Origin of the sequence: Enterobacter sp. UNJFSC 003, from assembly GCF_036903355.1 — a bacterium.
Taxonomy (GTDB): Bacteria; Pseudomonadota; Gammaproteobacteria; order Enterobacterales; family Enterobacteriaceae; genus Enterobacter.
In genome coordinates, this window is sequence record NZ_JBAKHK010000001.1 from 185,129 (window position 1) to 211,249 (window position 26,121).

The window sequence follows — 26,121 nt, forward strand, 5'->3', positions numbered from 1 at the left end:
AACCGACAAAGAGAGAGATTCATGGAAAATCCAGCCATCCTGCTGCGACGTCTGAACCCTTACTGTGCCCGTGCGATGGAAGGGGCAGCTTCGCTCTGCCAGACCCGCGCCCATGCGGAAATTTTGCCGGAGCACTGGCTGCTGAAACTGCTGGAGCAGGGCGAGGGCGACCTGACGGTGCTGGCCCGCCGCTACGAGTGGGACATGGACGCCATCTGGCAGGATTTGCTGGGCTGGCTGGATAATCAACCGCGTTCAGTACGTCAACGTCCGCAGCTGTCTGACGCCATTCAGACGCTTATGCAGGAAGCCTGGCTGATTGCTTCTCTTAACGGTGAGGAACAAATACGCAGCATCCATCTGCTGATGGCGCTGGTTGACAAACAGAAACTGGTCCGCTGCGACGGCCTGTGGCCGCTGCTGACGCTGGGCCAGAACCAGCTGGAGCGTCTGCGTCCTCTGCTCGACGCACAGTCGGACGAACGTCCGGACGTGCAGCAGGAAGCGGGACTGGCGCAGAGCCATTGTGGTGAAGTGGAGTTTGTCGGCCGCCCGGTTGGTGCAGAGCTGAAAGAGGGCGAACTCAACCCGGCGCTGCAAAATGCGCTGGATAAATTCACCCTCGACGTCACCGCCAAAGCGAAAGAGGGCAAAATCGACCCGGTATTCGGGCGTGACACTGAGATCCGCCAGATGGTCGATATCCTCTCGCGCCGTCGTAAGAACAACCCGATCCTGGTCGGTGAACCAGGCGTCGGTAAAACCGCGCTGGTTGAAGGCCTGGCGCTGCGTATAGCAGAGGGCAACGTCCCTGAATCGCTCAAGCCGGTCATCCTGCGTACCCTTGACCTCGGCCTGTTGCAGGCGGGCGCAGGTGTGAAAGGCGAGTTCGAACAGCGCCTGAAAAACGTTATCGATGCCGTGCAGCAGTCACCGGTACCGATTTTGCTGTTTATCGACGAAGCCCACACCATTATCGGTGCAGGTAACCAGGCGGGCGGTGCGGACGCCGCTAACCTGCTGAAACCCGCTCTGGCACGTGGCGAACTGCGCACCATTGCTGCGACCACCTGGAGCGAGTACAAACAGTACTTCGAGCGCGATGCCGCGCTGGAACGCCGCTTCCAGATGGTGAAGGTCGACGAGCCGGACGATGACACCGCGTGCCTGATGCTGCGTGGCCTGAAATCGCGCTATGCCGAACACCATAACGTGCACATCACCGACGATGCGGTCCGTGCCGCGGTTACGCTGTCCCGTCGCTACCTGACCGGCCGCCAGCTGCCGGACAAGGCTGTTGATTTGCTGGATACCGCCGCCGCGCGCGTGCGCATGAGTCTTGATACCGTGCCGGAAGCCATTGTACGCCTGAAAGCACAGCTGACCGCGCTGGAACTGGAAGAACAGGCGCTGCTGGAAGATATCGCCGCCGGCAGCAACCGCCATGGTGACCGCCTGGGTGCCATTGAGCAGCAGCGGACTGAACTGGAAGCGCGCATTGCGGAGCAGGAATCGCGTTTCAGCACTGAAAAGGCGCTGGCGCAGCAGCTGATGGCCAGCCGCCAGGACATCAGCCAGCAGGCGGAGATTTCCGACCTGCAGCAGCAGCTCGAACAGGCACAACAGGGCGACGTGCTGGTTCAGGTGGATGTGGACACCCGCACGGTTGCCAACGTGATTGCCGACTGGACCGGCGTGCCGCTCTCTTCCCTGATGAAAGACGAACAGACTGAGCTGCTGACTCTGGAAAATGAAATCGGCCAGCGTGTCGTCGGTCAGGATGTGGCGCTTGAGGCTATCGCCCAGCGTCTGCGTGCCTCCAAAACCGGGCTAACCTCTGAGAACGGCCCGCAGGGTGTGTTCCTGCTGGTCGGCCCGAGCGGCGTCGGTAAGACCGAAACCGCGCTGGCGCTGGCGGACGTGCTGTACGGCGGGGAAAAATCTCTGATTACCATCAACCTTTCCGAGTACCAGGAGCCGCACACCGTTTCACAGCTGAAAGGCTCACCGCCGGGCTATGTCGGTTACGGTCAGGGCGGCATTCTCACCGAAGCGGTGCGCAAGCGTCCGTACAGTGTGGTGCTGCTCGATGAAGTGGAGAAAGCGCACCGCGACGTCATGAATCTGTTTTATCAGGTCTTCGACCGCGGCTTTATGCGCGACGGTGAAGGGCGCGAAATCGACTTCCGCAATACCGTTATCCTGATGACCTCCAACCTCGGTAGTGACCACCTGATGCAACTGCTGGATGAACAGCCGGAAGCGACCGAAGGCGACCTGCACGACCTGCTGCGCCCGATATTGCGCGAACACTTCCAGCCTGCGCTGCTGGCCCGCTTCCAGACCGTGATTTACCGCCCGCTGGCCGAAGCGGCCATGCGTACCATCGTGGAGATGAAACTCGAACAAGTCAGCAAGCGCCTGAACCGCCACTACGGTCTGACCACGCAGATTGATGAGAGCCTGTATGACGCGCTGACCGCCGCCTGTCTGCTGCCGGACACCGGGGCACGCAACGTCGACAGCCTGCTCAATCAACAAATTCTGCCGGTGCTGAGTCAGCAGTTGCTGACCCACATGGCTGCGAAACAGAAACCACAGTCGCTATGCCTTAGCTGGAGTGAGGAAGAGGGCATCGGGCTGGAGTTTGACCGTACACAAGGAGTGCACGCATGAGCAGTAATCCCCCGATCAGATTCAGCCACAATCATCACCAGTTGTCGGTGAAGGGATGTGAAGCAGAACTCGATGTACTGGCGTTTGAAGGCGATGAAGCCCTGAGCACGCCGTTCAGTTACCGTATTGAATTCACAAGCGCTGACCATGCCATCAGTAAAGAAACGATGCTGATGAAAGCGGCTTCCCTGACGCTGCAGGCCCCGGTTGACCAGGGTTACGGCATCAAAATGCAGCAGGCCGTGCGAACCCTTCAGGGTGTGGTGAGCGGCTTTGAACGTCTCAACACCTCAAAAGATGAAACCCATTATGCCCTGACGCTCCAGTCACGCCTCGCACTGCTCGACCGTTCGCACCAGAACGCCATTTATCAGGACATGTCGGTCCCACAAATCGTGGAAAAAATTCTGCGCGAGCGTCACAACATGCGCGGTCAGGATTTTCTGTTCTCACTCTCAAAAGAGTACCCGCGTCGTGAGCAGGTGATGCAGTACGGTGAGGATGACCTGCACTTTATTACCCGCCTGCTGGGTGAGGTGGGTATCTGGTTCCGCTTTACCACCGACACGCGCCTGAACATCGACGTCGTGGAGTTTTACGACGGTCAGCAGGGGTATGAAAAAGGCCTGACCCTGCCATCGGTTCCGCTATCAGGGCAGCATTCGGAAGGGGTAGACTCGGTCTGGGGCATGGAGAGCCATCATAACGTGGTTCAGAAGCAGGTGAGCACCTGTGATTACAACTACCGTCAGGCCACGGATGACATGAACACCCAGGTTGATGCGACCCGCGGGGATGCCACCACCTACGGTGATGCCTATCATTATGCGGATAACTATCTGACAGCGGGTAGCACCTACGACCGCAATCCGGCCCCGGAGTCCGGGGCCTTTTATGCCCGCATTCGTCATGAGCGCTACCTGAATGGCCAGACGCAGACACATGCCATCACCAGTTGCCCGACTCTCTCTCCGGGTCAGGTGCTGAAAGTCACCGGCGGGTACGAAGTGGCCGACGTGTTTGCTCAGGGCGTGGTCGTCACGGCTATGCACAGCCATGCACGCCGTGATGAAGACTTTGGCGTCAACTTCGACGGCATCCCGGACAGCACTGATTTTAGTTTCCGCCCTGAGCCTGGCTCCCGTCCGGTGATGGCCGGCACATTGCCGGCACGTGTTACGAGCACCACCGAGAACGATACCTACGGCCACATCGATAAAGACGGCCGCTATCGCATCAACATGCTGTTTGACCGTGATAACTGGGAGACCGGGTTCGAGAGCCTGTGGGTGCGTCAGTCCCGCCCGTATGCGGGGGACACTTACGGCCTGCACCTGCCGCTGCTGGCGGGCACCGAAGTGGCGATTGGCTTTGAGGACGGCAACCCCGACAGGCCGTATATCTCCGGCGTGCTGCACGATTCAGCCCACGGTGACCATGTCACTATCCGAAACTACAAACGTAACGTCCTGCGCACGCCTGCGAACAACAAAATCCGCCTCGATGATGAGCGCGGAAAAGAGCATATCAAGGTCAGTACGGAGTACGGCGGCAAAAGCCAGCTGAACCTCGGCCATCTCGTCGACAGCGAAAAACAGAAGCGCGGCGAGGGTTTTGAGCTCAGAACCGACAGTTGGGGGACCATCCGTGCGCGGAAAGGGATGTTTATCAGCGCTGATGGTCAGACGAAAGCACAGGGCAAAGTGTTGGAGATGGAGCCAACAATCAGTCTGCTGAAAGGCGCACTGAATCAGATAACTGAATGGGGCAGTATTACCCAGACTCACCATAACTTTTCACCGGACGCGGATTCACTCAGAGAATTTGTTAATGGTGCAGACAACCTGAAGGAAGCGGCTTTATTGATGGCTGCCCCCAAAGGGATTGCTGCCGTTACCCCTGATACTGCGCTAATACACAGTGGTAAAGGTCTTTACCTGCAAAGCCAGGGAGAGGTCAATATTGCAACTGCGCAGCGCCACTCTGTAAATGCCAGTAAAGCTATTTCCCTACTTTCACAGCAGGAAGGAATACGCTTGGTCTCGGCGAAAGGACCACTTGAAGTAGAATCACACGCAGACACACTCTCCCTTACGTCACTGAAAGACGTTACGGTTCAGTCAACCCAGGGTCACCTGCAACTTACTGCAAAGAACGGGATCACTATTGCATGTGGTGGTGCTTACATCCAGTTGACACCTGAGGGAGAAATTAAGGTTCATGGCCCTGGCCTGTTAAGCCTTAAAGGGCAGCACAACATGGAAGGGCCTGCGAGCCAGGATTTCCCGTTGCCTGAACTACCCTCTTCGGTCTGCAAAGATTGTCTGAAACGAGCGCAAGAAATTGCTCAAGGTTTTGTTCCAAGGGAGATGTAAAAAATGGATTTCGTTTCTCCGTGGATGGACAAAATTAGAACAACCTGCCAGCGTGCAGAACTGGACCATATTGATGTGATTATCGATCAGTGCGCTGTTGATTTCTCTATCCTTCCCGCACTCACTACTTTCAGTAACCCTATGATGTGGCAGTCGCTTTATCATGGGCTACCTGAGGATATTTATCCTGAAGATGCTCCTGTACTGGTTCGGGTGAATCTTTCAGATGCTGAGCATGCTCAGTGGTTGCACAACCTTGCGGCAGAAATGGTTGAATCGGCTCCCCTGCTGATATGCGGTTCTTGCTGGTCGTTTGAACAGCTTGCTGTTTGGCTCAGGGATTGTGCTAATGCGCAACATGAGGGCCGGGAGGGGATTTTTCGATTCTGGGATACTCGTATTTTTCCTTTCCTGTTCAGCCACATTCTTGATGATGAGCAGCAAAAACAACTTCTGAAACCTGTTTTATTCTGGACCTGGCTGGATTGTGATAATCAGCCCTCTATTCAATTAGGGAGTGGCGACACCCCCGAATCTGACGAGTCGGTAGGACAAATTGGATTTACTGATAGACAGTTTGAAAAACTAATGTGTGTCAGTGATGCGAGGCAATTTCTGAGCTATGAAAAAATACCGGAAGGACTATTGGCTAACCGACAAACTGAATTTACAGCCTGTTATGAGGCTATGCTGTCTGCGACAGAGCAGCGAATTCTTTTTGAAGATAAACGCAGTGCCTGGGTTATGGCGCAGATTATTTCAAATAGTTCTGCTGCCTGATCGATTCCTCACAAGGAGCGTTGAATGAAATTTTCTTTTTTATCCCTGGCTGTCGCGGTGCTTCTACTGGCGGGCTGTAATCAGCCTGCTGAAGCTGACTCGGTCAGCGGTGGTGGTGGAACCATTGAAGCCATTAATCATACCCACTGGGCCATCAACCACTTTAGTGTCAATGGGCAATCGGGAGTTGATATTATTGGCCCATGGCAAGGAGGTGGAGGAGCAGGTTACTTTGGTGTGCCTCCCAAATGGGTACCGGGAATGACTGTAAAAATTGAATGGGAGACAGGAGAAGCATCAACGGATGGTTTTCCTGGGTACGATCATTGGGATGAGTATCTTGAGTGGGAAAAAAAAATAAAAGCCAGCCATAAAGAACACAGCGCTATTGTTCCCATCCCTGATTATACAGACCAAAAAACCTGTGGAATAAAAATCCACTTTTTTCCCTGTGACCAAATCAAAGTCACTACCAGCTGTTACGATTACGGCAATCCTAATTACCCGATTAAAGATCCTATCAGAATGGAGGAGCCAAAAGTCTGTCCGAAGTGACCCTGGCATATCCTTGATCATACTTTGAGATAAACAGAGAGGGTGCTTTTGTCAGCATCCTGGCGAAGGAGCGTTGAATGAAATTTTCTTTTTTATCCCTGGCTGTCGCGGTGCTTCTACTGGCGGGCTGTAATCAGCCTGCTGAAGCTGACTCGGTCAGCGGTGGTGGTGGAACCATTGAAGCCATTAATCATACCCACTGGGCCATCAACCACTTTAGTGTCAATGGGCAATCGGGAGTTGATATTATTGGCCCATGGCAAGGAGGTGGTGGAGCAGGTTACTTTGGTGTGCCTCCAAAATGGGAACCGGGAATGACCGTTAAAATCGACTGGGAAACCGGTGTTGGTGATATGGATGGTTTTCCTGGTTTTGGTGACGATGAAAAATATTTGACGTGGTATAAAAAGAAGAAATCGTTAAATAGAGAGCATAGTCTAATAGTTCCTGTTCCTGATTATACAGGTCAAAAGACCTGTGGCATAAAAATACACTTTCTTCCATGCGATATAGTTAAAGTCACTACCAGCTGTTACGACTACGGAAATCCTAATTACCCCATTAAAGATCCTATCAGAATGGAGGAGCCAAAAGTATGTCCAAAATAAACCCCGATTTAGCATGGTATCCTCCATATTTCCCAAAGGAAGGCCGTTTACCAACGGAGTCAGCAGCCGTTGGTCAAAACTGTAAACAACAAGACAGCCATGAACTGGCATATCGAAATGAACTGTGTCAGGCGGCTGGAAAGCTTGTTGAGCCTCCATGCTGCAAGACTTTACATATCAGCCTCTTTTTTGATGGAACAGGAAATAACCTTAATAATGATTTGTATCTGTCAGAAACTGCCCACCCAACAAATATTGCTCGTTTGTTTCGTGCAACTATCGGACAGGGTTATGCCGGTGGGGTTCAGGGACATTCTGAAGAGTTAGTTGATTTAGCGGGAACTTCTAATAACAAATATTTTAAATATTATATCCCGGGTGTTGGAACTCCTTTTCCTGAAGTTAATGACCTCGATTACAGTATGCCTGGCCTGGCTTTTGCCACCTACGGTGAAGAGCGTGTAAACTGGGGATTGTTGCGGATTATTGATGCATTAAGGAGAACATCCGGTTTAACTGAAATCTCCGATGCTGAGAGTAATGCTGTTGTTAAAACAATGACATCACGATTAGAAGATCTCGGTGCCGCGGGTCCATACAAACGCAAAATTGAGTTTAATAGATTATTAAATGCGTCCGATCTTGCTCCGAAACTGAAGCAAGCAATTATGCAGCCAGAGCCCGGCAAACCAAAACTGTTAGGCATTAAGCTTTATGTTTATGGCTTTTCTCGTGGGGCAGCGAGTGCAAGGGCTTTTGTGAACTGGTTATCTGAGCTCTTACCTGGTGCCGGAAAAAAGGCAGGAAAGCCTGAGCTCTGTCTGGTTTCTGGTGGGGTAAAAATCCCACTCAATATCGAGTTTCTTGGTCTGCTTGATACTGTAGCATCTGTTGGTGTCGCAAATATTGCGCCATTTGCTGAAGGGCATATGGGGTGGGCTGACGATTCCATGGAATTACCGGATAATGGGCTGATCAAGAAATGTACCCACCTGGTGTCTTCTCATGAACAGAGGCTTTGCTTCCCGCTGGATTCAATCTGTCGCAGTGATGGAACTTATCCCGGGTATGCTACTGAAGTCGTTTATCCTGGAATGCATTCCGATATTGGTGGTGGATATCCACCAGGAGATCAAGGTAAAGCAGTTGGTGATAATGATGGTAATTTGTTATCACAAATAGCTTTGCATGATATGTATGCTTCTGCATTTTATGGAGGTGCTCCTTTAAAAGTAGGGCGAGAATCGTTGCCAATTGATTTACAGAAAGATCTATGGAGAACAATGAATGCAGAACAATTACGAGAGTTTGCAGTATCACCTATCTTGATATCTCGATTTAATGCATGGCGGAAACTTACTCTTAATTTATCGCCAAGCGATGCAGATGACTCGAATGGTGCGTTACAATATAACCCTATTCGAGGAAGCTCAAATGTTATAACGGCATTGGAAAACCAAATTGGCTGGATTACTGCCTGGCGTATTGGCCGTTATGCAAATGGCGCTTATAAATCACAAGGTTTTTATAAAGATTCTGCTGCAAACGGTGGGAATAAAGACAGCGATCCTACAACATTTGCTGTATCAGAAGCTACACGCGCAGAGAAGCAAAAAAGAGTCGATGGTGAGAGACAGAGGCTGATAGCATCACGTAAAAGAGGAGAATATATAGCGTTTCCTCCCGGTCCAAAAGATTTTGACCCAGCTATCGCTCAGGTTCAGCTAAGACAGGCAGCGGAAGAATTCAATGCCGATTATCAGTCTAAGCCACGCCCTGTCACGGGAAACTGGAAATATACGGCGACTCAGCAATTATCCAATGTCATGTATGCTTTCAGTGAGAATGAATCTGCTGTTGAGTATGATCACATCAAAAGTTCAGGTGACAGTAAATTTAGCAAACTGTTTCCTAAGGACTCCATTGATAATTCGGCTGAATCACCAGGCGGTCTGGTCAGTTCATTATTTGACGAGCAGGTCCACGACTCACGCGCTTGGTTTATGCAGGCAACCTTTGGTGACAGAGAACCCTGGGGAAGCTACTTCCTTTATCGGATGATTTATTTTGGTGAATTAATGAGTAAGAATGTCTCATTTATTGCTAAATATGGCCGTTTTGTTGAAGGTCAGCTTAAGTTCTCCATAAAAGGGGCCAGCCTCATTTTCGATAATACAGAAACTATAAACAGACTTTCTGATGACATTTCCTCCAGGATTAAGCAAATGATTTCGATTACGCCAGCATCATCAGGTGATCCACAAATCGTTAATGTAGACTCTAATATTCAACCTGCAATGACAAATGGTATTGCAGCAGCAGGCAGTCAGACGCGTAAAGTTGTGGATAATGCAAAACTGGCTGAAACCAAAGCTGATATTCTCAAAATATGGTGATGGCTAATTGTTCTATCCTGGTTAATTCAAGTAAGGAATGTTGATGAAACATATTATCAGGCAGGGTGATACGCTTAAGGAGTATGGTGGTTCAGTTATTAGCGGCCACTATCTTTATTTTGGTAAAGGTATTGCAGTGAAAGGTGATGCTGTGAAATGTAATAAGCATGGGATGACAACCATTGCTGAAGGCAGTTCTCTGACAAAAGTTGACGGTCAACCTGCAGCATTACATGGTCATCGCTGCGCCTGTGGTTGTACGCTGGTGAGTTCAAACCCCGATTGCCGGGTTACGCAGTGAGGGCGATGCCTACATTCCCCCGCTATCGTATTGCTAAGCCACCGGTTGCAAAACGCTGGCTGGGAACAGGAGCCGCTCTGGTGTTGCTTTCCGGTATCATCACGGCAATGGTGAGAAAATCAGGCGCAAATACCAGTATCATTCTGACCTGCATGGTTGCAATGGTACTGCTCGGCGGCCTTATCTGGTTTGTACGCACGATTTTCTTTCGCCTTTCAGTTCATCATTCACATACCTGGGAACGCGAAGCAGAAAATGAGCGCAGGCATTGGTGGGAAATACATCAGCGTCAGTTTGCCCTGAAAGATATTGTCTTGATTGGCCCCGCAGGCGCTGAACTTTCTGACTGGCTACGTGTGATCAAGCGAGAGCATCAAGCTCCATCAATCAGGCAGGGATCCCAGGGGAAATCATTGCGTATTTCCAGAAGTTTCTCTTCTGATCTTATTGAACGTGAAAAACAACTGGCTCAGATGCTGGTATTGCAATGGAAAAGGCAGCGAGGTAAGGAATCATTAGCTTCTCCTGAAAAATATTTCTGGCAGGGGAGTTTTGAAGCCTGGCAAGCCTTTGTGGTTCAGCTGATCGAGAGTTTTCCCGAGATTAAACCTCCTGAGTTACCTGAGATATGGCAAGGGGAGAAAACATTATCCTTACTGGCTAATGTGTTTGCTAGCGACGAACAGCAGGCTAATTATTTGATTGCCGGTTGCCAGTCCTTATCTCCCACTTCTGACTTTTCTCGTCCTGCTGGTGAATGCGCAGTGCTGTGGCTGGCCGGAAGCCAGGGGGATGTCACATTATCCCGTGGTGAAATTTTTGAGCCTTCTGATAGTGAGTCCCTGCAGCACGTAACCTCGCGAGCCGAAAAGCAAAGTGAACTTAATGAGTCACCTGAGCGGTGCATTCTCTTCTCACACCCGGAGCAACCTCAACTTGCAGCCTGTGGCTGGAATGTGACCCACAATATCCAGGATGACTATTGGGGAGAGCCTGGAAAACTTGATGCGCTGGTTGTGATATCGCTCGCTGCAATTACCGCTAAGAATGAAACAAAACCTTGCGGCTGGATAGCGTCAGACCCCCTTCATACCTTAGCTCTTGGGATCGTAAAACCACATGGAAACAGATAAAGACAAAAATCAGACACAGGAGATTTCTGCCGGGATCACTGTACTGCTTATTATCGTGGCAGTGACTCTGGTGATCATGCTGGGGGGATTTGCGTACTGGTTTATTGCCGGAGACCGTTCGACAGAATGGTCAGTTATTTCTCCAATCTTGCTTGTGTGCAGCCTCCTCTGGGTCACGCTTTCCTGTGTGATCGCGCTGGTTTTCCTTGCCGTTCATTTTTGGATCATCAGTCGGGTTAAACGAACAACGGCAATCACGCAACAAAAAGAGACCCGAAAGAAGAATAAAGTAAACCGCCTGACACTCACCCGGGATATTGACGCAACACTACGTAAACGCTACACCTTCTTCTGGCGTCACAAGGTTCGTCTGCTGCTGGTCACGGGCGACGATGCGGCAATCGAACAACTGATACCTGGCCTGCAGGAAAACCAGTGGCTTGAAGGTAACCGTACCGTTCTGATTTACGGCGGCAGTTTGACTGCTGAGCCCGATAAGGAAAAATACGCCGCGCTGCGTAAACTGCGCCGCGGTCGTCCACTGGACGGTATTGTACGTGTCATGCCGCAGTCGCTTAATCTGACCCCACAAATCAGCGACAACGATTTACGCGGACTGGAAAAAATCAGTGAACTGATCCGTTATTCCGCCCCGGTCTGGCTGTGGAGACTGTGTGACAGCACCTGGTCGCAAGCTAAACGCACTGAGCAGCCGGTAGGGGCCAGTTTCCCACTGCGTGCCAGGCCTGACGATATTACCCGCCAGCTTGAACTGATGCTGCCGAAATTGCGGGCGCAGGGGGTGAGTCAGGTCGCCGAGAACAACAGCCACGACTTCCTGCTGCGCCTGGGCCAGCACCTCAAAGACGGCGCTATCGCCCGCTGGGCTCAGCAACTGGCGCCATGGCTCTCTGTCTCTCAGCAGCGTGTTCCGCTGCGGGGAATGATGTTCAGCCTGCCGGAGAATAAATCTGCTGAGATGTCAGAGGGAGCAGCAGGTGCTGACTCTGCCGGGGCTGAGAAATATATCCCGGAATCACAACGCCATGCGCTGACCCTGCCGGTAACCTGGCAGGGCATTGTGGATGACTGTACCCGCGTGCGTGGCCGCCGTGTCGGTATGGCGTGGGAACAGACGCTGGCCTGGACGTTGATGGCCATTATCGGTGTCTGGGGGGCGGGGACGCTGCTGTCGTTTGCGGTCAACCGCCAGCAGATAGTGTCTGTTGCTGAGCAGGCGCATGCTCTGGTGGAGCATCCCTCCGTATCGGATTATCAGCTGACGGCTCTGCATACCCTGCGTAATGACGCAGGCCGCCTGCAGCACCGTATTCAGGAAGGCGCGCCATGGTATCAGCGCTTCGGTCTGGACCATAATCAGCAGCTGCTCGACGCGATGCTGCCCTGGTACGGCGTGGCGAACAATCGCCTGATCCGCGACCCGGCAAATGCCGCCCTGACGCAGAAGCTCAGCGTGCTGGCTGGCTCCGCTCCCGGCAGCGACCAGCGGGCACAGCTGGCGAAGCCGGGCTATGACCAGCTGAAGGCCTGGCTGATGATGACCCGTCCGGATAAAGCCGATGGCGCGTATTACGCTCAGACCATGAAAGCCGTGCAGCCGACGCGGATGGGCATTTCAACCGGCCTGTGGCAAAGCCTGTCACCGGATTTGTGGGCCTTCTACATTTCCGAACTGCCAAAACAGCCACAGTGGAAAATCACGCCGGATGCGCAGCTGGTGAGCCAAAGCCGTCAGGTATTGTTGCAGCAAATCGGGCGGCGTAACGCTGAAAGCACTCTGTATGAGAACATGCTCAAATCCGTGCGTCGTAACTTCGCCGATGTGTCTCTGGAAGACATGACCAGCGGTACCGATGAGCGGCGACTGTTCACCACCGAGGAAGTGGTACCGGGTATGTTTACCCGCCAGGCGTGGGAAGGGGGCATTCAGCAGGCTATCGAAAAGGCCGCAAATTCCCGCCGGGATGAAATTGACTGGGTGCTGAGTGACTCCCGTAAGGCGGTGTCCTCAGACCTGTCGCCGGAAGCCCTGAAAGCGCGTCTGACGCAACGTTACTTCACCGACTTTGCCGGCAGCTGGCTGAGCTTCCTCAACAGCCTGCGACTTAATCCGGCAAACAACATTGCTGATGTGACCGACCAGCTGACGCTGATGAGTGATGTCCGTCAGTCGCCACTGATAGCCCTGATGAATACCATCGCCTGGCAGGGGCAGACCGGCCAGCAAAGCGAGGGGCTTTCGGATTCCATCATCAAATCGGCTAAAGACCTGGTGGGTGGAAAAGACAAGCCCGTTATTGATCAGTCTGCTTCAGGCCCGCAGGGGCCGCTGGATGATACCTTTGGCCCGTTGCTTCAGCTTCTGGGCAAAAACACAGGCAGCAACGTCATGTCGGCTGACAGCTCGCTGAGCCTGCAAACGTATCTGACCCGCATCACCCGCGTGCGTCTGCGCCTGCAGCAGGTAGCCAACGCCTCTGACCCGCAGGAAATGATGCAGACCCTGGCGCAGACCGTATTCCAGGGAAAAAGCGTGGACCTGACCGACACCCAGCAATATGGCAGCCTCATTTCCGCAAGCCTTGGCGAAGAGTGGAGCGGTTTTGGCAGCACGATGTTTGTGCAACCGCTGACCCAGGCCTGGGAGACCGTGCTTCAGCCGTCGGCGGCGAGCCTGAATGACAAATGGAGCCGTTCGGTGGTGGCGAACTGGCACACAGCCTTTGACGGGCGCTTCCCGTTTGCGGCGAGTAAAAGTGATGCCTCCCTGCCAATGCTGGCTGAATTTGTGCGTAAGGACAGCGGTCGTGTTGAGCGCTTCATGACGACCGAGCTCAGCGGGGTACTGCATAAAGAGGGCAGCCAGTGGGTACCGGATAAGGTCAACAGCCAGGGGCTGAGCTTTAACCCGGCTTTCCTGCGGGCGATTAATCAGCTGAGCCAGCTGTCAGACATTCTGTTCACCGATGGCAGCCAGGGCATCAGCTTTGAGCTGCAGGCTCGCCCTGTACCGCAGGTGGTGGAAACACAGCTGACCATTGATGGCCAGCCTTTGCACTATTTCAATCAGATGGCTGACTGGCAGAGTTTCCGCTGGCCGGGAGAGACTTACAAGCCGGGGACGATGCTGACCTGGACCACGGTTAATGCCGGGGCGCGCCTGTTCGGGGACTACAGCGGGACCTGGGGCTTTATTCGCTGGCTGGACCAGGGCAAACGCCAGCAGCTTGACCGCAGCCAGTGGGTGATGAGCTTCGCAGCCCCGGACGGTCGAACCCTGCAGTGGGTATTGCGCTCACAACTCGGAAAAGGTCCGCTGGTGCTGCTGGATCTGCGCGGATTCACGCTGCCGGATCAGATATTCAGTGTCGACAGCGCGGCCACGGCACAGGCGCTGATGGCTAACACGGGAAACAGTGACATGGATGGAGTCGAATAATGAGCACACTGCAGAATCTGGTCGCGGCCTGTCAGGCTGACGGCACCCAGCTGCGACAAGAGGCGCAGACACGCGCGGAAAACTGGCAGTCCTGGCTTGCTCCGGTAAGTGACGCCAGTCCGACCGGAGAAGACCCCGGCTATGACGATGATTTTCAGCGTATCCGCGAAGAGGTCAATAAGCTTTCCGGCATCGATACCGGGCTGATTTGCACGCTTGCCGAAAAACTGCTGACCACCACGGCCAAAGATATCCGGATTGCCACCTATTACTGCTGGGCGCGTCTGCATCAGGACGGGGAGACCGGCTTTGCCGAAGGGCTTGAACTGCTGGCCGGATTGCTACAGCGCTATGGAACGCAGCTTCATCCTCAGCGTGAGCGGAGCCGTAAACCGGCCCTGGAGTGGCTCGCAGGCTCCCGTGTGCTGGACAGCCTGTCACTCTGGCCGGAAGTGGTACGCGACGATGCATTGCGCACTGCCGGTGCGCTGCTGCTCATCCACGACAGTCTGGAGTCAGAGCCGGAAGCGTCACGCCCAGAACTGAATGCTCTGTACAGCGCGCTGGAATCCCGCCTGATGAAGGCTGGCGGCGTGGATGCTGTGGTGCCGCAGAACGCCGGTAATAAGGCACAGTCACAGAGCGCCACGCATACGGCAGAGTCAGACGCGCCGGTTCTGAATCGCATTACCTCCGGCCAGGATTTACTGGCTCAGGCCCGTACACTGACCGGATATCTTCGTGAGCAACCCGATGGCTGGCTTGCCGCACATCGGCTGATGAAAAGCCTGCGTCATGACACGCTGAGTGCTATTCCGGCCCCGGATGCCGAAGGAAAAACGCGCATCGAACCGCCGCGGGCTGACCAGCGGGCCATGCTCAAACGCCTGTACCTGCAGCAGAGCTGGCTGGAGATTCTGGAGCAGGCAGACAGCACTTTCTCGCGTGGCGCCAATCACCTCTGGCTGGACCTACAGTGGTACACCCACCAGGCCCTGGTGAAGTCAGGGCAGGATGTGCTGGCTGATATCATCGCCGCCGACCTGAAAGGATTGCTGCGCCGTCTCACGGGGCTTGAAACCCTGGCCTTTAATGACGGTACGCCGTTTGCCGATGAGGTCACGCTGAACTGGATAAATCAGAACGTACTGGACGATATGTCCGGCTGGCGGGATGAGCCGGTCAGTGCCGCCGGTGAAACAGATAACGATATCCTGGCTCTCGAGCCGGAAGCGCTGGAGAAAGCGGACACTGACGGTCTGGACGCCACACTCCACTGGCTGCAGACACGTCCGGGCACCGACGCCATAAAAGACAAATGGCTGCTGCGCCTGCTGATGGCCCGCGTGGCCGAGCAGAAAGGTAAGAATGAGCTTGCCCTGCATCTGCTGGGTGAGCTCGATGGGGCTGCACAGTCCATCACTCTCACGCAGTGGACGCCAGCACTGTTATTTGAGGTCAAATCGCGCCGGCTCAGGCTGCTACGCATGAAAGCCACACGCAGTGAAACCGATAAATCGCGGTTACAGCCAGAGATGGATTCGCTTCTGTCTGGTCTGATTGCGCTCGATCCGGCCAGCAGTGCGGTGCTTTGCGGGTAATAATGGCTGGCATACCTTTACAACACACATATTCAGGTTTTTATGGATGACTTAACCCTGCGTTATTACGACGCTGAAATGCGCTACCTGCTGGAAGCCGGCGAAGAGTTTGCCCGTGCTCACCCCGAGCAGGCGGCCTTGCTCAATCTGGATAAAGCGGGCGCGCGCGACCCGTACGTGGAGCGGCTGTTCGAGGGCTTTGCCTTCCTGATGGGCCGGCTGCGTGAGAAGCTTGATGACGACTTGCCTGAACTGACCGAAGGGCTGGTCAGCCTGCTGTGGCCGCATTACCTGCGCACCATTCCGTCGATGTCGGTGGTGGAATTCACCCCTGACTGGCGCGAAATGAAAGAGCAGATGCGCATCGTCAAAGGCTTTGAGGTGAACTCGCGGCCGATTGGTGAGAAAGGCACGCGTTGCCGGTACACCACAACCAAAGAGATTACCCTTCAGCCATTGTCGCTTGAGAGTGCCCGACTGGCGACCGATCCGGATGGCCGTTCGGTCATCACGCTGCGCTTTAACTGTAGCCAACTTGCCGACTGGAGCCGGGTCGATCTCAGCCAGCTCCCGTTCTACTTCAACGCGGACGCACCGCTGGCCTGCGCCATGCATGAAGCCTTTACCATGAACGCGGCGCGCCTGTGGTTGCGCATGCCGGGCGACGTTGACAGAAGACCACTCGACGGGCATTTCACCGCGCTGGGGTTTGGCGATGATGACGACCTGTGGCCGAAGGGAAGCAGCAGCTTTAGCGGCTATCAGCTGCTGCTGGAGTACTTCACCTTCCGTGAGAAATTCATGTTCACAGGGCTGCGTGGGCTGGAGACTGTGGCTTTTCCGGCTGAGCTCCCCTGGTTTGAAATCGACGTGGTGCTGGCGGAACGCTGGGAGCATGATTTCAGCTTTACCGAAAAGCATCTGCGCCTGAACTGTGTGCCGGTGATTAACCTTTTCCCGCTGGAATCCGACCCGCTGACGCTCAACTCCCTGCAGACCGAATACATGCTGCGTCCGATGCGCGTGCAGGATGGCCATACCGAGATATACGCGGTGGATTCGGTGATGTCATCGAGCCAGCATACCTACGTGCCGTTTTCGAGCTTCCGCCACAAAGGCGGAATGATGCGTCATGAAGCGCCGGAATATTACTACCACACCCGCGTGCGCCGGGGTCCGTCGGGCCTGCATAACACCTGGCTTATACTTGGCGGTGAAGCCTTTGATAACCACACGGTACCGGAAGACGAAAGCCTGTCGCTGACGCTTACTGGCACTAATGGCCAGTTGCCTCGACGAGCACTGCAGAGCACGGTGCTCGATTCGGTGATGAAAACCACCTCAGCCAGCATCGCCGTGCGTAACCTGTGTGCACCGACACTGCCCTGTTACCCACCGGCGCAGGATCGTTTCCACTGGCGCGTGCTGAGCCACCTCGGCAGCGGATTCCTGTCGATGATGGATAATGCCGACGTGCTGCGTGGCACCCTGGCGCTGTACGAATGGACAGACAGCGAGATGAACCGCCGCCGCCTGGAAGCCATCATTGACGTGAAGCACAGCGAAACCGAGCGCTTTGAGCAGGGTTACCTGGTACGCGGTGTGCAGATTGAGGTGACGCTGGACAGTCACGGTTTTGCCGGGCGTGGTGATATCTGCCTGTTCGGCGAGATGCTGAGCCGCTTCTTTGCGCTCTACACCGATATCTACCTGTTTAACCGCCTGATTATCATCCTGCAACCGACCGGAGAGCGCCTGGAATGGGAAGAGAAGCACAACCGCCGCATTCCCGGCTGACCCCGCGGCTGGAAGCCGACCTTCACCGCATCAACTTTTATCGTTTATGCCAGCTGCTGGAGAAGCGTAATCCGGGCAGGCCGCTGATGGGGTCGACCAGCCATCCCGCAGATGACCCGGTGCGGTTTGCGCCGCATCCGGGGATGGGTTTCCCGGCGAGCGAGCTGAAGGCTGTCGAATATGACGAGGATGATGACAGCAGGCCACCGCTCATCCGCACGACCTTTATGGGGATGTACGGCGTCGATTCCCCCTTACCAACGGCATACCTCGATGACATCACCCAGCGTCGTGAAGGACACGAGGCGCTACAGGGCTTTCTGGATATCTTCAGCCACCGCATCCTGACGCAGTTTTACCGCATCTGGCGAAAATACTCGTACCCGGCCACCTTTGAGCCCGGCGGCACCGACAGCATTTCACAGTCGCTGCTGGGCCTGGTGGGGCTGGGCATTCCGGGCACCGCAGAGCACATCGCCACTCCGGTATCGCGCTTTCTGTCGCTGCTGGGCGTACTCCAGCAGCCAGGCAAAACCCAGGAAGGGATGCAGGCGCTGGTGAGCCTCCTGGCACCTGACACGACGGTGCAGGTGAGCCCGTACTGCCTGCGGCCGGTGGAGGTCAGTCAGCCGCTGGGCTTTTACGGTGATGACGATTTTCTTCTGGATGGCAACAAGCCGCTGGGTGAAGAAGCTATGGATGCTAACAGTCAGCTGCTGATTGCCCTGTCCACCGATAACGAACAGGAATCACAGGGCTGGAAACCTGATGGTCTGCTGTATCAGGACTTTCTCGTGATGCTGCGTGTCTATCTGGGCTGGCGCTTTAAGGCAAAAATCACCCTGACCACCGCCACCCGTCTGCTGGCCGCGCCGCCGCTCGGCGAAGGCCCCTTCTGGCTGGGGATGAATGGCGTTTTGGGCGCGGATGACGAAGACCTCCCGGACGATATCCCGCAGACCTTTACGACGGAACTGGGCTATTACACCGGCCTGCAGCCCGCAACACCACAACAAGGAAACCGACGTGTTACGTACAAGTTTGATTAAACCCGCGTGCTGGCTGCCTGCACTGCTGGCGTTCAGCCTGACGGGCTGTGGGGTGACGCAGGGCGTCGCAGATGGCACTAAATCGGTCTATACCGCGGTGTTTTACAAGAAAATTAAAGTGCTCCATCTTGATTTCACGGCGCGTGAAGCACTGAACACCGATGCGCGCGAAAGCAACTCACTGTCCGAGCCGGTGGTGGTCCGTATTTACCAGCTGAAAGACCGCAAAGCATTCGACAAAACGGTCTACCAGCAGCTGCTGAAAGACGGGGAAACAATTCTGAAGGCTGACCTGCTGGCCACCCGCGATGTCGTGGTGAAACCTGGCGGGGATGCAAATCTTGATATGCCCATGGAAGAAGAGGCGCAGTTTGTCGCCGTGGTCGGGTTGTTCCGTCACCCGGATATGGTCAACAACACCTGGAAGCTGGTGATGGGGCGTGAAGAACTTGACCCGGATAAGCCTCGCATTCTGGAAGCTGGTAACAATCATCTTACGCTGCAACCTCTCAAGGACGACTGATGCCCCAGGGACACAACACACCTTCACTGTATGAAATGCTCACCGGCAACTATAGCGGAGGCCTCGATCTCCACCAGGTAAGCGAGCAAAATCAGGTGATTTTATCGGTGCTCGATAACATGCAGCGCATCCTCAACTGTCGCACTGGCACGCTGGCGCACCTGCCGGACTACGGCCTGCCGGATATGACCAAAATCCTGCAGGGGATGCCGGGTACCGCCCATGAGCTGATGGGCACCCTGTCTGCTGTCCTGCTCAAATATGAGCCGCGCCTGAAAAAAATTACGGTCGTCCTGCTGGAGCAGAATGTCCCCGGGGAGTTGCGTTACGCCATTGATGCTGAGCTTAAGGGCATTGGCCTCGTGCGTTACGGAACTGAGTTTATGCCCGAGGGACGAGTGATGCTGAGACACCTGAAGCAACAGCAGTATCTCGACACCGCAACCCGCCTGTAAGGCCAGATAACACCATGTCAGTAAAATCACAGTTTCTCGTAAAACTACAGGCTCGACAGCCTGCTCCGGCTTCATCTGTCAGCAAGACCCAGGCCGATATTGCAGAGTTTCGCCTGCGAATGGCACAGCTTCAGGAGCAGATGGACGCGTGGCTGGTGGGTACCGGGCTGAATGTGGAGACGCTCAGTACATCCGTTACGGATCTGCTGGTTGAGGGGAGAGTATTTGATATTGCCACCCTGGTTCTTCGTATCGACGACCGGTCTGTAAAATTTGTGCCGTCATTCCTTTATGGTCAGGGTGTAACCGGGTGCGTGGAGGCGACCTTCCATGATGGGAGTTATACGACTTCACTGGGGCGATTATTTATGCGGTCAGGCACGGTGAACAACTGGACCTTTACTCCGCCTGGTGCTTTATCCCCCTCCGGGCAGAGTTTTGATGAGAGCACGTTCTTTGGCCTGATTTTTTCGCTACTTCCATAGCGGAAGCGGAATGCGTAATAGTTATTTTTTGCCTGTCAGTCATAGCGAATTTATCCGGCGAAGCAGTTAATGGCGTATGCGTAACAGAGCCACAAAATAACGAAATAAATCAGGGATAGGTCAAATGAGAAAATTAATCTTCCTTCTGTTTTCAGGAAGACTGCTTACGACAATCGAACGCGTCAGAATGGACAACTGGTCATGAATGACATTACCCAACGTAAAATCAAAACAGGCGATGACCCGCGCACGCTACCGGATTATGCCGCCCTGCGTGATGAGATGAGTAAGCTGGCACATCCGGCTCGGCCAGATGTGAACTGGCAATATGTTGAAAAACTCTGCCTCTCGCTGTTTGAGCAAAACGGTGTAGAGCTACAGACAGTGGCCTGGTACACGCTGGCCCGTGCGCAACTGGCTGGCCTGTTCGGCCTCAATGAAGGTTTGGCGATACTGGAGGCGCTGATAACCCATCAGTGGGGCGCGCTGTGGCCGCAGCCAGTACATGCCCGCATGGAAATCCTCAGCAGTCTGAGCCACCGCGTGCAACAACGAATGCGCTCGCTCCCGTTAAATCACAGCGACCTCGGGCAGTTGTATCGAGCGGAGCAATTACTTACCGATCTTGGGGCCGTGCTGCAACGACTGGAGCTAAAGCATCTCAGCCAGCTCGACACGTTGCGTACCCTGATGCACAACAGTGCTGTCAGGCTGGAAAATAGTGATAACACAACCCGTTCAAGGGCGACTATTCAGCCAGGTATCGTGAAAGACCTTACTGGTAGTCTGCCAGAAGATATGCCAGACAGCTCAGTGAAGTGGGTGTACGTTGCCCAGACAGAACACCAGGCGAACGTTGAGGTAGTGGGGGCAATGCCGACGCCGGTAAAACAGTGGAAATCCTTCGCTGCCGGGATGTGTACCATGCTTGTAATTAGCGCTGCAACGGTATGGGCTTGGCAGTATTTTCACCGGTCTGAATCTCTTCAGACTCAGTTTGCAGCATCTCTGGCCCCTTTACCTGAAACTCTCACACCCGAAAAACTGGAAATATTACGTCAGCAATTTCCGTCACCACAAACATTTATAACACAAATACAGCAGCAGCTTGACCGACTGGACAAATTGTCTCCTGATTGGAATATTGACTATAGTCGACAGCTAGTTGAACAGGCCCAGGTGCTGTGGCCGGAGCAAGCTAAGCCTCTCGTACAGCATTTGCAGCAGCTTGACGCCTCAGCGTTGTCGATTGAGTCAGTAAACGGCTGGAGTGAGGGGATGACACAGCTGCAGACTCTTGCTGATAAACTAAATGGACTTGACGGTCAGAAGGGAAAATATATCACCGTCAGTGAGCTGAAATCCCAGGTCTTTGGCATGATGACAAGCTTCAGGCAGACCGTCCCGGTGGAAGAACAGTTTCGTCAGTTGAAAAGGTTGAAAGCAGACTCACCACTGCGCCAGCAGCAGCTGCGACTGGTTGAGCAACATCTCCGGACGCAAATCTACACGTTAAATCAGGAAAAGTAACATGATTGATATCTGCGGTTTGACATGGCGGAAGCAGCCCAAGTGACGGGATGCTGCTGGAGCTCACTCAAGACTCTTTTTTTGTCTTGGCATTAAAACGGGGTGTGAAGGAGGCCTGATGTTGGTATTCCGATGAGGGCAGTGCGTTAAGAATTAGTATGTCCCCTGCAGGAATCGAACCTGCAACTAGCCCTTAGGAGGGGCTCGTTATATCCATTTAACTAAGGGGACGAGGCGGCACGAGTATACCGTTATTTACAGTTTTCGTTAAGCACAATGCCGCCTGACTGCTCAAAGAGTCACCATTCAGGCTGATTTTTTTGCAGATTTATCATTATCTTCCTTTGCCTTAAGTTCTGCTTTACGCTTATTCGACATATCGTTGCGGATTTGTGCATGGCTCAACAGGGCAAAGATAAAGGTACCGCCACAGATGTTACCGGCGAGCGTGGGCAGGGCAAACGGCCAGAAGAAATCGCTCCAGTGAAGCGTGCCGTTAAAGACCAGATACAGGATTTCAACGGTCCCGACAACAATATGGGTCGTATCAGCAAGCGCAATAAGCCAGGTCATTAATATGATCACCACAATTTTGGCGCTTCCCGCCGACGGAAACATCCAGACCATCGTTGCAATAATCCAGCCGGAGATAATGGCGTTTGAGAACATCTCTAGCGGCGTGTTTTTCATCACATCCATGCCGATTTTTACGAATGCATCTCGGGTGGGTTCATCGAAGATCGGCATATATTCAAACGCCCAGGCCGCGATGCCTGTGCCAATAAGGTTTCCCAGCAATACCACGCTCCACAGACGCATTAATAAACCAAAATTACCGAGGGTAGGGTTCTGCATGACGGGAAGCACCGCAGTCACGGTGTTCTCGGTAAACAGCTGTTGGCGTGCCATGATGACAATAATAAAACCGAAGGTATAACCGAGATTTTCCAGTAAATACCCGCCTGGTACACCTTCTAATTGGACGTGGAAGATCCCCTTAGCAAGCAGAGAGGCGCTCATAGACAATCCGGCAGCGACCGCTGACCACAGCAGCGCCATGGCATCGCGTTCCATCTCCTTTTCACCGTCCTGGCGAATATGCTCATGGATGGCCATCGCCCGTGAAGGCAGACGGTCTTCATCGACCTCTATCTCCTCTCCACGGTTTTTTTCCTCGCTCTCAATTTCAACCTCTTCTTTTTGCCCGCCAATTTTATCTTCAAGAATTTCCTTCATCACTGCTTCTCCAGAGTAAACTTTCCTTAAAGCGTAGCGGCTTTTAATGAATTGCCCGTGGGGATGCTCTGAAATCGCTGACAATGGCAACAAAGGTGATACATCTCTTTCAAAGTCATTATAAAATTGGCGACGAAACGAATTCTAAAAGCCAGGCTATGCTGAGATCAGAGTGACGCTGGTTACTACCCGTAATTGTGCTCATAGACATCGTGAAACGTGCTGTTACAATCACTTGCACGTTTTCAGACGGAGCGCCAGACGCTCCGTTACGGATGGCAATCAACGATAGCCATACTGAACAGGGAGATATTTATGAAACTTCGGCTGTCGGCGCTTGCGCTGGGCGCAACCATGCTTGTGGGCTGCGCTAGCTCGGGTGAGCAAACGGGACGCTCAGATCCTCTCGAAGGATTTAACCGTTCCATGTATAGCTTCAACTACAACGTACTTGATCCCTATCTGGTGCGTCCGGTGGCAGTCGCATGGCGTGACTATGTCCCCCAGCCTGCACGTAACGGGCTGAGCAATTTCACCAGTAACCTGGAAGAGCCTGCGGTCATGGTGAACTTTTTCCTGCAGGGCGACCCGTATCAAGGGATGGTGCATTTTACGCGCTTCTTCCTGAACTCTCTGTTGGGGATGGGCGGCTTTATCGATGTTGCCGGCATGGCGAACCCGAAACTGCAGCGTGAACAGCCTCACCGCTTTGGTAGTACTCTGGGAAGTTATGGTGTGGGTTATGGCCCGTACGTACATTTGCCATTCTACGGTAGCTTCACCGTGCGTGATGACGGTGGTGACATGGTCGATACCCTGTATCCGGTGCTGTCGTGGCTCACCTGGCCTCTGTCTATTGGTAAATGGACGGTTGAAGGGATTGAAACACGCGCGCAACTGCTCGACTCCGACGGCCTGCTGCGCCAGTCTTCTGATCCGTATATTATGGTGCGTGAAGCTTACTTCCAGAACCATGACTTTATCGCGAACGGTGGCAAGCTGAAGCCGGAAGAGAATCCGAACGCCAAAGCAATCGAGAATGAATTAAAAGATATCGATTCGGAATAAATAAAAAAGGTGAGCAATGCTCACCTTTTTTAATATCTGCGCGATTAGAACGCGTAGTTGAAGTTGGTCCCGAACAGCCAGGCTTTCCCTTCAGAAGTAAACTCGTATGGACCTTCCTGGAACGTCACTTTCTGGCCGTGCATATAAGAGACGCCAGCATCGATTGAGGCATTCTCATTAAAGGCGTATGTTGCGCCAGCACTTAACCAGAAGCGGTCCTGATCCGGAATGGAGATAGAACGTTTATCCGCCGGGACTGGGCTATCATCAAACGCGATACCGGTACGGAACGTCCAGTTGTCGTCCATATAGTAGGTGGTTCCCAGCGCAATACGGTAAGCGTCGTGGAAACTTTCATCCTTATAGAACAATGTCTGACCATTAGTGCCGGTTGCTTTCAGCTCGTCGAACTGGCTCCAGCTCGTGTAGGCCAGGCTATAGTGAATCGCCCACTGTGGCGCGACGCGGTTGTAACCGGAGACTTCCCACATTTCAGGCAGATGCAGAGTCAGTGAGCCTGGAATCGTCTGGCCAGATGTTCCCCATGGGATTGTGGTGCCAGCACCAGGAACCAACCCGTTAACCGGGCTCAGGATGCCGCTTTTATAGTCGCCATCGAAATCAATTTTAACTTCTGAGCGATAGGTCAGGCCCCAGCGGTTGTTTTTATCCAGTTCATACAGGATACCGGCGTTCCATCCATAGCCCCATTCATCACCTTTCAGACTGGCGATTTTGTTGCTGTTTTTCGGTAACGCTGCGGTTTGTTCACCAGAATAACGTTCGATTTTCGCATCAGCGTAGACGGCGTTAAAGCCCAGACCAAAGCTCCAGCTATCGTTCAGACGATAAGCGCCGCTAAGATTCAGGTTCAGAGTGGTAAGGTCTGTTTTACCGCCGTATTCACCCGCCGGGTAGTTGTTATTAAACTCGGTCGCCAGACCATAGTTGGAGGTGACAGAAGCACCCCAACCAAATTGTTCATTGATAGGCGCAACGAAGTGCAGGTTAGGTACCCACGCCGTTGGCGCAATATTATCGGCTTTCAGGCTCGCGCCAGTGAAAGGCGATTTGCCGGAAATATTGACATCGGGGTCGATATAAACGGCACCCGCTGAGAACGTTGGGCGATCAAACATCATGATCAGTGCAGGGTTACGACTAGCGTTACCAGCATCATCAGCGATTGCACCTTCCCCGGAATACGCACGGCCAAGGCCAGAGGAAGAAAATTCGTTTAACTGGAAGCCCGCTGACCAGGCGGACGTTGAGACGATTGCCACTGCGACTGCCAGCGCAGTCTTTTTGAACAGGGTTTTCTGGCTCATGACCATAACCTCATTGAGTTATTTTTATTCAATAATTGTTACATACCGTAACAGGAGCGCGAAGTGTAGGGTCTGTGGTAATACATACAAAGCAGACCAGTGGCGTGAGTATAGGTCTGACCAGCTGGAATGTTGCAAGTTTGTTTATTAATATTTTCAAACATGTTTCGCGAAACGAGATCTGGTTGGCAAAATTGTGACCATCGCGGCTCACCCAAAAGGGTGGTTTTTGTTCTGGATCATTTTTTAGTGTGATATTGGTCACTTATCCCCTTTTGCGTCATTAACGGCTGGAGAGCATCTTCATCGGGGCGTAAAATATCAGCATCGTGTTTATCTCGTGCCCCATGCACGAATACAGAGGAAATTGAGCTATGAGTAAATGCAGTGCTGATGAAACCCCGGTTTGCTGCTGTATGGATGTTGGCACCATCATGGACAACACCGATTGCACCGCCTCCTACAGCCGCGTATTTTCTAGCCGCGCCGATGCGGAAGAAACCCTGGCCGCGCTGAGCGCACGTGCGCGTGAAGTTGAATCTGACCCATGCGACATCAAATCCACCTTCACGGAAGTAGAAGGCGGCGTGAAGCTGGATATCGACTTTGTGTTTGCCTGTGAAGCTGAGACCCTGATTTTCCAGTTAGGCCTGCGTTAATTCCTGTGGCCTGATACCCCCTCCCAAGGGAGAGGAGCCAAACACTAAAAAACGGTAACCTCAGGGTTACCGTTTTACTTTTATTCCTCGGCATTTTCTTTTTCTG

At 53.4% G+C, this 26,121-nt stretch carries 20 protein-coding genes and 1 tRNA gene; 18 read left to right on the forward strand and 3 right to left on the reverse strand.

Features of this window, described 5'->3' with window-relative positions:
• The first annotated feature begins 21 nt into the window (after nt 1-21).
• From tssH to V5P19_RS00935, 16 genes are all read left to right on the forward strand, one after another.
• Complete coding sequence (gene tssH / locus V5P19_RS00860) at nt 22-2,676, forward strand: type VI secretion system ATPase TssH (protein ID WP_334399219.1); 2,655 nt, start codon at nt 22-24, stop codon at nt 2,674-2,676.
• Nucleotides 2,673-5,051, forward strand: coding sequence for a type VI secretion system tip protein VgrG (locus V5P19_RS00865; RefSeq protein WP_334399220.1), 2,379 nt, complete (start codon nt 2,673-2,675; stop codon nt 5,049-5,051). Before tssH ends, V5P19_RS00865 begins: the two co-directional genes overlap by 4 nt.
• A 3-nt stretch (nt 5,052-5,054) precedes the next feature.
• A complete protein-coding gene (locus V5P19_RS00870) occupies nt 5,055-5,831 on the forward strand; it encodes a DUF4123 domain-containing protein (RefSeq protein WP_334399222.1) in 777 nt (258 codons plus the stop codon).
• Nucleotides 5,832-5,855: 24 nt separating this feature from the next.
• Nucleotides 5,856-6,386, forward strand: coding sequence for a DUF3304 domain-containing protein (locus V5P19_RS00875; protein ID WP_334399224.1), 531 nt, complete (start codon nt 5,856-5,858; stop codon nt 6,384-6,386).
• Nucleotides 6,387-6,463: 77 nt separating this feature from the next.
• Entirely contained in the window at nt 6,464-6,994 is a 531-nt protein-coding gene (locus tag V5P19_RS00880) for a DUF3304 domain-containing protein (RefSeq protein WP_334399226.1), read from the forward strand.
• The gene (locus tag V5P19_RS00885) at nt 6,982-9,390 is read left to right on the forward strand and encodes a DUF2235 domain-containing protein (protein WP_334399228.1); all 2,409 of its coding nucleotides are present in this window, start codon (nt 6,982-6,984) and stop codon (nt 9,388-9,390) included. The genes V5P19_RS00880 and V5P19_RS00885 overlap by 13 nt, the downstream gene beginning before the upstream one ends.
• Before the next feature lie 43 nt (nt 9,391-9,433).
• Nucleotides 9,434-9,691, forward strand: a complete 258-nt coding sequence (locus tag V5P19_RS00890) for a PAAR domain-containing protein (protein ID WP_334399230.1) — start codon at nt 9,434-9,436, stop codon at nt 9,689-9,691.
• 5 nt (nt 9,692-9,696) lie between these two features.
• Nucleotides 9,697-10,824, forward strand: coding sequence for a hypothetical protein (locus V5P19_RS00895; protein WP_334399232.1), 1,128 nt, complete (start codon nt 9,697-9,699; stop codon nt 10,822-10,824).
• Nucleotides 10,811-14,284, forward strand: coding sequence for an ImcF-related family protein (locus V5P19_RS00900; protein WP_334399234.1), 3,474 nt, complete (start codon nt 10,811-10,813; stop codon nt 14,282-14,284). The genes V5P19_RS00895 and V5P19_RS00900 overlap by 14 nt, the downstream gene beginning before the upstream one ends.
• The gene (gene tssA, locus V5P19_RS00905; protein ID WP_334399236.1) at nt 14,284-15,885 is read left to right on the forward strand and encodes a type VI secretion system protein TssA; all 1,602 of its coding nucleotides are present in this window, start codon (nt 14,284-14,286) and stop codon (nt 15,883-15,885) included. The genes V5P19_RS00900 and tssA overlap by 1 nt, the downstream gene beginning before the upstream one ends.
• A 42-nt stretch (nt 15,886-15,927) precedes the next feature.
• The gene (gene tssF / locus V5P19_RS00910; protein ID WP_334399238.1) at nt 15,928-17,682 is read left to right on the forward strand and encodes a type VI secretion system baseplate subunit TssF; all 1,755 of its coding nucleotides are present in this window, start codon (nt 15,928-15,930) and stop codon (nt 17,680-17,682) included.
• The gene (tssG, locus tag V5P19_RS00915) at nt 17,646-18,731 is read left to right on the forward strand and encodes a type VI secretion system baseplate subunit TssG (RefSeq protein WP_334399240.1); all 1,086 of its coding nucleotides are present in this window, start codon (nt 17,646-17,648) and stop codon (nt 18,729-18,731) included. Before tssF ends, tssG begins: the two co-directional genes overlap by 37 nt.
• Nucleotides 18,709-19,254: a type VI secretion system lipoprotein TssJ gene (gene tssJ, locus V5P19_RS00920; protein ID WP_334399242.1), complete on the forward strand. Its 546-nt coding sequence runs from the start codon at nt 18,709-18,711 to the stop codon at nt 19,252-19,254. Before tssG ends, tssJ begins: the two co-directional genes overlap by 23 nt.
• Complete coding sequence (tssE, locus tag V5P19_RS00925; RefSeq protein ID WP_334399244.1) at nt 19,254-19,709, forward strand: type VI secretion system baseplate subunit TssE; 456 nt, start codon at nt 19,254-19,256, stop codon at nt 19,707-19,709. The genes tssJ and tssE overlap by 1 nt, the downstream gene beginning before the upstream one ends.
• 14 nt (nt 19,710-19,723) lie before the next feature.
• Nucleotides 19,724-20,194 (forward strand): hypothetical protein, encoded by a 471-nt coding sequence (locus V5P19_RS00930; RefSeq protein WP_334399246.1) that lies wholly within the window; start codon nt 19,724-19,726, stop codon nt 20,192-20,194.
• 201 nt (nt 20,195-20,395) lie between these two features.
• Entirely contained in the window at nt 20,396-21,724 is a 1,329-nt protein-coding gene (locus V5P19_RS00935; RefSeq protein ID WP_334399249.1) for a VasL domain-containing protein, read from the forward strand.
• Nucleotides 21,725-21,883: 159 nt separating this feature from the next.
• Here the strand turns inward: V5P19_RS00935 and V5P19_RS00940 are convergent.
• Together V5P19_RS00940 and V5P19_RS00945 are read right to left on the reverse strand one after the other, a co-directional pair.
• Nucleotides 21,884-21,955: transfer RNA gene (locus V5P19_RS00940), tRNA-Arg, on the reverse strand.
• Nucleotides 21,956-22,030: 75 nt separating this feature from the next.
• Entirely contained in the window at nt 22,031-22,960 is a 930-nt protein-coding gene (locus tag V5P19_RS00945) for a formate/nitrite transporter family protein (RefSeq protein ID WP_334401090.1), read from the reverse strand.
• Nucleotides 22,961-23,275: 315 nt separating this feature from the next.
• On the opposite strand from V5P19_RS00945, the gene mlaA reads away from it, so the two are divergent.
• The gene (gene mlaA, locus V5P19_RS00950; RefSeq protein WP_334399251.1) at nt 23,276-24,028 is read left to right on the forward strand and encodes a phospholipid-binding lipoprotein MlaA; all 753 of its coding nucleotides are present in this window, start codon (nt 23,276-23,278) and stop codon (nt 24,026-24,028) included.
• Between the two features lie 44 nt (nt 24,029-24,072).
• Here the strand turns inward: mlaA and fadL are convergent, their stop codons facing one another.
• A complete protein-coding gene (gene fadL / locus V5P19_RS00955) occupies nt 24,073-25,356 on the reverse strand; it encodes a long-chain fatty acid transporter FadL (RefSeq protein ID WP_334399253.1) in 1,284 nt (427 codons plus the stop codon).
• Nucleotides 25,357-25,730: 374 nt separating this feature from the next.
• Between fadL and V5P19_RS00960 the strand changes: the two genes are divergently transcribed.
• On the forward strand, nt 25,731-26,015 hold the full coding sequence (locus V5P19_RS00960; protein ID WP_334399255.1) for a YfcZ/YiiS family protein: 285 nt from the start codon (nt 25,731-25,733) through the stop codon (nt 26,013-26,015).
• Nucleotides 26,016-26,121: the final 106 nt, after the last annotated feature.